The organism is Psychrobacter sp. ENNN9_III (assembly GCF_001462175.1).
In the GTDB taxonomy this organism is placed as follows: Bacteria; Pseudomonadota; Gammaproteobacteria; order Pseudomonadales; family Moraxellaceae; genus Psychrobacter.
Genome location: NZ_LNUO01000148.1, coordinates 21574 through 28494, shown reverse-complemented (window position 1 = coordinate 28494; position 6921 = coordinate 21574). Strand labels below are relative to the sequence as shown.

At 43.2% G+C, this 6921-nt stretch carries 8 protein-coding genes; 5 read left to right on the top strand and 3 right to left on the bottom strand.

The annotated features are described in order from the left end of the window. Positions 1 to 233: 233 nt before the first annotated feature. Positions 234 to 488, top strand: coding sequence for a hypothetical protein (locus PENNN9_RS09260; RefSeq protein ID WP_058369413.1), 255 nt, complete (start codon positions 234 to 236; stop codon positions 486 to 488). A 16-nt stretch (positions 489 to 504) separates the two neighbouring features. Here PENNN9_RS09260 and PENNN9_RS09255 read toward each other — a convergent pair whose 3' ends face one another. After that, positions 505 to 963 (bottom strand): cell division protein ZapA, encoded by a 459-nt coding sequence (locus tag PENNN9_RS09255; protein WP_058369409.1) that lies wholly within the window; start codon positions 961 to 963, stop codon positions 505 to 507. Positions 964 to 1071: 108 nt separating this feature from the next. Then, on the bottom strand, positions 1072 to 1512 hold the full coding sequence (locus PENNN9_RS09250; RefSeq protein ID WP_058369408.1) for a hypothetical protein: 441 nt from the start codon (positions 1510 to 1512) through the stop codon (positions 1072 to 1074). A 212-nt stretch (positions 1513 to 1724) separates the two neighbouring features. Here PENNN9_RS09250 and PENNN9_RS09245 point away from each other — a divergent pair, with 212 nt between their 5' ends. The 4 genes from PENNN9_RS09245 to PENNN9_RS09230 all read left to right on the top strand — a co-directional run bounded on the left by PENNN9_RS09245 (position 1725) and on the right by PENNN9_RS09230 (position 5077). Further along, positions 1725 to 2399, top strand: a complete 675-nt coding sequence (locus tag PENNN9_RS09245) for a UPF0149 family protein (protein ID WP_058369407.1) — start codon at positions 1725 to 1727, stop codon at positions 2397 to 2399. A 68-nt stretch (positions 2400 to 2467) separates the two neighbouring features. After that, positions 2468 to 2950 (top strand): nucleoside deaminase, encoded by a 483-nt coding sequence (locus PENNN9_RS09240; RefSeq protein WP_058369406.1) that lies wholly within the window; start codon positions 2468 to 2470, stop codon positions 2948 to 2950. A gap of 35 nt (positions 2951 to 2985) precedes the next feature. Continuing rightward, the gene (gene argE, locus PENNN9_RS09235) at positions 2986 to 4221 is read left to right on the top strand and encodes an acetylornithine deacetylase (protein ID WP_058369405.1); all 1236 of its coding nucleotides are present in this window, start codon (positions 2986 to 2988) and stop codon (positions 4219 to 4221) included. A 124-nt stretch (positions 4222 to 4345) separates the two neighbouring features. Further along, positions 4346 to 5077: a LysE family translocator gene (locus PENNN9_RS09230; protein ID WP_058369404.1), complete on the top strand. Its 732-nt coding sequence runs from the start codon at positions 4346 to 4348 to the stop codon at positions 5075 to 5077. A gap of 103 nt (positions 5078 to 5180) precedes the next feature. Here the strand turns inward: PENNN9_RS09230 and miaB are convergent, their stop codons facing one another. Continuing rightward, positions 5181 to 6662: a tRNA (N6-isopentenyl adenosine(37)-C2)-methylthiotransferase MiaB gene (miaB, locus tag PENNN9_RS09225; protein WP_058369403.1), complete on the bottom strand. Its 1482-nt coding sequence runs from the start codon at positions 6660 to 6662 to the stop codon at positions 5181 to 5183. Between the last annotated feature and the right edge of the window lie 259 nt (positions 6663 to 6921).

Here is a 6921-nt window from a genome sequence, read left to right as displayed (position 1 = left end):
GACTGACTTATTATAGTCAGTTTTTTTATGATCTATTAGAAGATATTTTTAAAGGTGATCTTGCGCTTAATAATAATGAATTTGACAGTAAACAGACAGAGCAATGATTGTGCTTATAGCCTGATTTACAGTACACTTTATAACGTACCTATTGCTATAGTACACAAACTATTGATCTAAGGAGCATGACCGTGGCGGCTGCTATTATTATCATCATTCTTATTTGGGTCTCAATGTGGGGGTTTTATAAGTTCATGTACCCCCGAGCGCCCAAAAGCATGATGCCTAAAGAAGGCGATGTGACTACACCGCGCAATTGCGACTTTTGTGGGCACAGTTTAGCCGAATATCGCGGCGTTCTTGAAAGCTCGCCCAACTTAGCTACAGCTAGTGATAGCCATACTGTAGCCAATAAAGAGCTATTTTTTTGCAACTATGAGCATCAAGCAGACTTTCATTCCGGTAAGCGTTATCAGCCAGGAGGGTAGCCTGTCATTTATGGACTTACAAAATAGACTGTGCATCTTTCATTATTTTGCTGAGTAATGCCTCAGCTTGTTTAGACGCTTGTGCCGTCTCGTCATCTGTCTTTTTATGCGCGTGGATTTTTTCATAAAGGTTCAAGCAGCATAACACTAGTAAGTTCTCTTGACTCAAATTCGGTGCGTCTTTTTTGATGTTGAGCAAGAAGTCATTGATATAATATACCGCTGAGCGTAACTCTGCTTCTTCATCTGCTGGGCAATAAATCTGATAGGTTACCCCAGCGATGACGATGTCTACTTTTTTCATTTGTGGTTCAGATATCGCAGGTTTTTCGCTTGTATTAGAGACAGAGCTACTAGAAGCTGAATTGTTAGAAGTCAAGTTTGCATTGTCAGCACGGTTATTTGTTTCTTCATTTTGGTTCTGCTGAGGTTGCTGTTTGTCTTTTTGAGTGGCGTTGCTATTGTTATCAGTCATAAAGGATCCCACAAGTTAACGTCGTTAATATAGTATCATTAGCGCGGACATCATTAATACATGACGCACCGCAGTATCATTTAATTAAAGCATGTATGCAAAGTATACTTAGCCTTCCATTTGATCAATACGCGTCAACCGTTTTAGTACGACCTGCGTACGTTCGGCAGCGAGCTGGTTTTTTTCTTGTAAGTCATGGTTTTGTTTTTTGATATCGCTATTTTGTTGCTGAAGTTCCTTGTTGTGCTGTTGTAGCTCATTATTCTTACGCTGCAAATCATTTATCTGTTTATGCAATTGGTCCTGTTCTTCGCCAATCATATGATGTGCTTCAGCTAGGCTTTGATAGCGTTTATCAAGGTCGCCCAACTGTTTTTTGGCATTGTCATTTTCAGATTTAAAGCTATTTAGCTGCGTTTTGAGCGCTGCTAATTCTTTAGGGTCACTATTTGGCTTTTGTTTGAGGCTGCTAAGTTCGCTACTGACGAGCTGATACTGCTTTTTTATATCGAGTATCATTTTTTCTAAGTTTTTGAGTTGATCATACATAGTCAGTTTTTATCCTTAACAAGTGATGCGTGGAGGAATTTTCTTCGTTACGTTTAATAATGCCATAGGTGACCGCATAATATCTATATCAACAAAGTAATTGCACGTATTGTGCTCGTTTTTTTGCTTTTATTGGCTGTAATCTTATAAATAGTAAGAAATTACAGCTATATTAAATTAATAAGTACTAACTAATAAATAGGACAATTGTTATGAATGACAATATCTCAGGCTGGAATACTTGGTCAAATACCATTGAAGATTGGACTGATGTCAGTATTAGTGAGCTACACGGCTTAATGACTGGTTTGATGACGGCTTGCAACGCCCCAAATGAGCAAGAATGGGCGACTGTCCTTGCAGAGCTGAGTTTTGCACCATTGCCAGACGCTGCGCTAACTTTATTGGCAGAAGAGGGCGAAGATACGGTAGAAGAGGGCGAAGATACGGTATTTCAGCTAAAAGATAAAGATGATGCCTATGCATATATGCCATTAGTACCTGATGATGAACACAGTTTATACGAACGTGTCATTGCCTTGAAACAGTGGGCAAACGGTTTTATGACAGGTTTTGGGATTACTGATTGTGGTCTGACGGCTGAAGAAAATGAGATGCTCTCAGATTTGGCTAAAATTGGGGCTATACGTCTAGAAGAAGATGAAGAGTATGAGGGTGGTGAAGAGTCCTACCTTTATATTTATGAGTTTGCGCGTATGATACCTGTAAGCTTTGCCACTCGTAAACGCAAACCTGTTAAAGAGTTGGCATTGATCTCGGGCTTAGCTATAGATGCTAAAACGACAAAAGAGCTGCAAGCAGAAGGTAAACTGCCAAAGCCTATGCCGCCTGTGCTCAATGTCATGAACCAAAACAATCCGTCGTAAGTGATTCGCTATAATGTTAAGTGGCATAGGAATGGTGATTTGCCGTAAGATAATAAAGGGAGACTATAATGATAACGGACAGTGACATGCAACATTTGCACCGCTGCATTGAGCTTGCTGCTGAAGCGGTAGAGGCGGGCGATGAGCCATTTGGTAGTGTATTGGTCGATGACGAGGGACGTGTGTTGCATGAAGATCGTAACCGTGCCAATACAGTCGATGCGACCTATCATCCTGAGATTGCCGTTGCAAAATGGGCGGCCCAAAACATGAACCCTGATGCGCGTGCGAAAGCGGTAGTCTATACCTCAGGTGAGCACTGCACCATGTGCTCAGCGGCTCATGCTTGGGCAGGATTGGGGCGTATTGTTTACGTTAGCTCATCGAAACAATTGAGCGAATGGATGGATGAGATGGGTGTCGAATCCTCCTCTCCTATCAATACCTTATCGATTCAGGAAGTGGCTCCGAACATACCAGTAGATGGCCCAGTTGCCGGTTTGGATGACAAAGTAAAAGCGTTACAACGACGCGCGCTCCAAAAAGGCTAATGCTTGTTTATTTTATATCGTAATAAGGATGTTTTATGACTATAAAGAATAGTAGCGACGATGACGACCAAACCTTGTCTCATGTGACGTATCCTGCGCAAAGCATCGATTGGCTAGCGCGTCTGATAGGTTTTGATACGGTCAGTCGCCATTCCAATTTAGCGTTGATCGACGATGTACAAGCTTATTGTGAGCAATTAGGCTTAACGGTGGATTTGACCTTTAATGAGGCTAGGAATAAAGCCAATTTATTTGTCACTGTGCCAGCAGGAGCCAATGCTGATGAAGTGAACCACGGCCTTGTATTGTCTGGTCATACTGATGTAGTGCCAGTTGATGGTCAAGACTGGGCATCAGAGCCATTCACCGCGGCCATTCGTGGTGATAAGCTATACGGGCGCGGCGCTTGTGATATGAAGGGCTTTATTGCTTGTGCGTTGACCTTATTGCCACAGGCAGCAAAACTGTCTAAAAGTGGCCAGTTGCATCGTCCGCTACATTTAGCCCTGTCATTTGATGAAGAGGTTGGCTGCTTGGGCGCTCCCTTGATGCTGGCAGATTTACAGGCACGTGGTATCACACCGGATTATTGTATCGTTGGTGAGCCGACCAATATGACGATGGTTGTGGCACATAAAGGTATTGCTGTTTATCGCTGCCGCGTCCATGGCAAGTCTGCGCATTCATCATTGACCAAACAGGGCGTCAATGCCATCAGCTATGCCAGTCGTCTAATCGATTATGTTGATACCTTAGCGGAACAAATCAGTCATCGCAACGATAATGATGCACTGTTTGATGTGCCTTATTCGACGCTCTCTGTGGGTACAATACAGGGCGGTACAGCGACCAACATAGTCCCAAATTTGTGTGAATTCACCTTTGATTATCGTAATCTGCCGCATATGACACAAGACGAGATTCTCGCACCGATTCAAGCGAAAGCTGCGGAGCTCAGTGCACAAATGCAAGCACGCGCTGCCGATACTGGTATTGAGCTGCGGCAAATGGAGGCCGTACCAGCCATGACCGACAATGATAGCGCTGAGCTACAGGCGTTGATAGCTGCACTCACCGAAGACGACCAGCGTCATAAAGTCGCTTATGCAACTGAAGGCGGGCAATTTACCAATGCTGGTATTCCAACGATTATTTGTGGCCCTGGCAGTATTGAGCAAGCGCATAAAGCTGATGAGTATGTTGAGCTTGGTGAGATTGCGCGCTGTGATGAGTTTTTACAAAAATTGCTTAAGAGCTGTGCGGCTAATTAAGGCAGTAAGCAGTTCTTTTTTGTTATGAAGTAGCATAAAATATACCGTCTTTATGGCGGTATTTATTTTTTGCGTCTTTTGCGTTTATGCCATTTATTTTAAATAAAAGAGTAGGGGTTGGTTGATGTCTTGGCATCTGTTTGCGGTATTTTTTGCAAGTACGTTTTTTATTTCAGCGACCCCTGGTCCCAATATGTTATTAGCGTTCCAGTATGGGATGAACTATGGGTTCAAGCGGACAATTTGGACGCTGGCGGGGTTAAGCCTTGGTTTGTTTATACTGCTATTATCGACATTGCTTGGATTGGATGTCATCAGTCGCCAGTCTCCTTGGTTGCTTACGGTTATTAAAGCAGTCGGCGCAGCATATCTTATCTATTTGGGTATCAGCTCGTGGCGCGATGCTGGTGAGGGTAGCTTGATGAGCGATGCTCGTGAGATAAGTGAGGAGGTGGCAGCTGACTATCCCACTACTATGCAACCTACGCCTGATATGCCCAGACCACGCTCGCTATCTAGTGCAGCAGTTAAGATATCTCCGAGCAACACAACCTTGTTTCGTACTGGTATTTGGGTATCACTGTCTAACCCAAAAGCCATCTTGTTCTTTGCTGCGCTCTTTCCTAAGTTCATTAATTTTAGTGCGCCACTGTGGCCACAATATGTGGTATTAACTATAGGATTATTTTTGAGTGAGACAATCTGGCAGATCGTTTATACCCTAGGCGGTACAAAGCTTGCAAGCTGGCTCGATGTTGGAAATCGCTTGGTATGGCTCAATCGTGGTTGCGGAGTGATTTTTATACTAATTGCAGCGGCGCTATTGGCTGAAGTGTTGAACAGCTTTATGGCTTAAAATAAGCCGTTTGTTATTTAGAAACTTATCATTGCGTCATAAAAAAGTCGCTTACTAGCGAATAGTAAGCGACTTTTCTCGTTTGTATTTAGACTAAATAAATTTAGGCTAAAACAGCCTCAAGCTCACCTTTGACCATATGCGGACTCACAAAATCAGTAATGCGAACGCTAACAATCTTACCAAGTAGCTGATCTATTTGTTCCATATCGTAAGGGAACATAACAGTACGTGTATTGTCTGCCGTGCCGATTAGGCAATCTGGATGACGATCTGCCACTTGTTCAACCAACACGCGAGTCGTCGTGCCGACCATTTCATGAGTTTTGGCAAGCGTTGAGTCTATAATGACTTGCTGAAATTCAGCCAAGCGCTCTTTTTTGGTTGTAAAGCTCACATCATCAGGCAACTCTGCCGCTGGCGTACCTGGACGCTTAGAATAGATAAAGCTATAAGAGTGATCGAAGTTTAACTCCTTTGCCAAGTTTAATGTATCTTGGAAGTCTTGATCGGTCTCACCAGGGAAGCCAATGATAAAGTCGCTCGACAAATAGATATCAGGACGAATGGCCTTGAGTTTATTGATCTGATTGATATAAACATCGATCGTATGGTTACGCTTCATCGCTGCGAGGATATTATTTGAGCCACTTTGCACAGGCAAGTGTAGGTGCGATACTAGCTCTGGTAATTGCGCATAAGCATCAATGATATCATCAGTGAACTCTAGCGGGTGGCTGGTGGTATAGCGAATACGCTCGACACCATCGACGTGCGATACATAATGCAGCAGCTCTGCGAAACGGCAAATACTGCCATCGTCTTTTTCACCGCGATAACCATTGACGTTTTGACCGAGTAGGTTGATCTCACGAATACCTTGCGCCGCCAAACTGTCAATCTCAGCCAATACATCGTCTAATGGCCGTGACAACTCTTCGCCGCGTGTATAGGGTACGACGCAAAATGAGCAATACTTTGAGCAGCCCTCCATAATAGAAACAAAGGCCTTATAACCCTCTACCTTGGGCTCAGGCAAAAAGTCAAACTTTTCAATGCTAGGAAAAGAGATGTCAATGGTGCCAATACGATTTTTGGGAGCGATATTGCGTTGCTCGCTTGATTGATCATATAGTTCTGGCAGACGGTGCAGGGTCTGCGGACCAAATATCATATCAACGTAAGGGGCGCGTTTTTGGATGTTGTCCCCTTCTTGCGAGGCCACGCAGCCACCGACTCCGATAACCAAGTCTGGACGTTTCTCTTTCAATTTACGCCAGCGACCCAATTCTGAAAACACTTTTTCTTGAGCTTTTTCGCGGATTGAGCAGGTATTCATTAAAAGCACATCAGCTTCATCAATGTCCTGCGTCACTACCATGCCGTGCGAGTCGCCCAGCACATCAAGCATTTTATCAGAGTCATAAACGTTCATCTGACAGCCTTGAGTCGTGATAAATACTTTCTTAGTAGCAGACGAAGCAGTTTCTGGATTTGTCTCTACGAGTGCATTGATAGCAGGCGCAGTGACATCAGTTTTAGCACTAGCGTCAATGATGCGGGGGTCGAATACAGAAACACTCATAAGTTAAAATCCACAATTATCAAAAATTATCAAAACATAGCGGTGATAGGCCATGAATGCGTGGCGTATTTTATCATAACCATCTACTAATGTGAAAAGTAACCGTATAGTATTGGCCATAATTGTCATAAATTATTTATAATACTATCAATTGCTTATCAGAAGTTTTATAGGCATTTAACATATATTATAAGGTTGGCGTCATATCATCTCTGTGTTACGCGCCACTCTCTTATTTATTAATGAATAGTAATGGCGC